Here is a 1,243-nt window from a genome sequence, read left to right as displayed (position 1 = left end):
TGCCGAACGAGTCACGCGGAAGATCGTTGGTCTCGAACAGCGACTTCCCGCCCGGGCGAAGTGTCTTGTAGGCGAGCCAGAGAAGGTAGACGGCCCCCGCGACCTTCAGTGCGATGAACAGCCACGGCACGACGAGGAACACTGCCGCCAATCCCAGGTTGGCCATCACCATGTACACCACGAAGCCAACGGCCGTGCCGGACGTCGACATCATTCCGGCACGCCATCCCTGGCTGATGCTGCGAGAGACCAGGTACATCATGTTCGGCCCGGGGGTGAGAGCGAGGCCGAGCTCGATGAGAGCGATGCCGACGGCGGCGGACAACGAGATCATGCACGCTTCTTTCTTGTGGTGGGTTGCGAGGAGGCTTCCCCTCGATGCCGAGCTGCACTCAGTCTTCCACTCCGTGAACTCAGCCAATCGAATCGGACGGGGTGGCCTCTGTCTATGTAAGGGCCCGGACGTCATGGTCTCAGCTGCGCTTAGCGCCCGATGAGGAGAGCCCCCTGGGCGGCGTCAACGGCCTCCGGGGTGAGGTGGGTGCGCTTGTTGATGTCAAGGATGCGATTCACCTGGGTGACGAGCCGGTCGGCGAGGCGAAAGTTCCCGTTGGTCGCGCGGACGATCGCGGCTAGAGCTGCCGTGTGCGCGAGACCTGCGTCGTCAGGGTCGGGGTCCGGGAGGCGCTGCGCGACGACGGCCGTGAGTTCGTCGCTGCGGAGGGGCCGGTATTCGTGGGCGAAGCCGATGCGGCTGTAGAGCTGGGGGTAGCGGGCGAGGCGTTTCTCGATGCCGGGCATGCCGATGAGGATGACGCCCATTCGGTGGCGGTCATAGAAGTCGCGGACTTGTTCGAGGCCTGCGGTCTTGAGCCGGTCGGCTTCGTCGATGATGAGCAGCTCGGTGTTCCCGCTGTGCTGGGATTCGGCGTGAACGTAGGGGTCGACGTGGCCGTGCTGAGCGTAGTCGATGGCCCAGGAGATGTGCTGGCAGGCCCGGGGCAGGCCTTGATCGATCTGCTTGATGGTCGCGGCGACGGTAGGGGTGAAAAACGCGGTTCTGCTTCGTTGAACCGCTTCGGGCACGGGCGGCAGGGCACCGGTGCTGCGCGAGAGCGGGTGCCACTGCTCCCACTCGTCGGTGCCAGCGTAGTGGCGAGCAGAGAGCGTCTTGCCGATCCCGGGTGGCCCGTAGCAAAGCCCGATGTAACGGTGGGAGCGGACGGTGTCTGCGAACTCCTGG

The 1,243-nt window shown here is 65.1% G+C and carries 2 protein-coding genes; both read right to left on the bottom strand.

The annotated features are described in order from the left end of the window. Positions 1-334: LysE family translocator (locus ACH4F2_RS36235; protein WP_398136832.1), on the bottom strand; the 334-nt coding region annotated here is incomplete at its 3' end. Positions 335-483: 149 nt separating this feature from the next. Beyond that, positions 484-1,243 (bottom strand): AAA family ATPase (locus ACH4F2_RS36230; protein WP_398136831.1); only part of this gene is annotated, 760 nt, incomplete at its 5' end.

Origin of the sequence: Streptomyces sp. NPDC017890 (assembly GCF_044328675.1) — a bacterium.
Classification (GTDB): Bacteria; Actinomycetota; Actinomycetes; order Streptomycetales; family Streptomycetaceae; genus Streptomyces.
The sequence above is the reverse complement of the archived record's forward strand: the minus strand, read 5'-3'. Positions and strand labels throughout refer to the sequence as shown.